At 69.4% G+C, this 533-nt stretch carries 1 protein-coding gene; it reads left to right on the forward strand.

The genetic code is table 11. The annotated features are described in order from the left end of the window. Positions 1 to 533, forward strand: a 533-nt coding sequence (locus tag ACFOYX_RS28600) for a transposase domain-containing protein (RefSeq protein WP_377534554.1), incomplete at both ends; no start/stop codon positions are given.

A 533-nucleotide genomic window follows, 5' to 3' on the forward strand; every position in this document is an offset into this window, starting at 1 on the left:
CGGGATGCCTGTTCGCCGAACTCGGCTACCGGCAGGTGTGGTCGAAACTCACCAGCGGCCTGCCCGGCCTGCCGATCGCCTCGCCCAGCGGCAGCGCGTTACGTCAGGCCCGGCAACGCCTCGGCCCGCGACCGGTGCGCGCGTTGTTCGACCTGCTACGCGGCCCTGCCGCTACGAGCGCCACGCAGGTGCGCTGGCAAGGTCTGCTGCTGACCGTGATCGACGGCACCACCCTGGTCGTCGCGGACACGCCGGCGAACACCGGCCGATACACCAAGCATCGCTGCAGCAACGGTAGTTCCGGGTACCCCCAGCTGCGGTTGAGCGCCTTGCTGACCTGCGGCACCCGGTCGCTGATCGATGCCGTGTTCGACCCGGTCAGCGTCGGTGAACTCGACCAGGCCCGGACGCTGACCCGTAGCCTGCAACAAGGAATGCTGCTGCTGGCCGACCGCAACTACGCCGCCGCCGACCTGCTGACCACCATCGCCGCGACCGGCGCGCATCTGCTGATCCGCAGCAAAGCCAACCGC

It is taken from the genome of Micromonospora sp. GCM10011541 (genome assembly GCF_042650725.1).
Classification (GTDB): domain Bacteria; phylum Actinomycetota; class Actinomycetes; order Mycobacteriales; family Micromonosporaceae; genus Micromonospora; species Micromonospora sicca.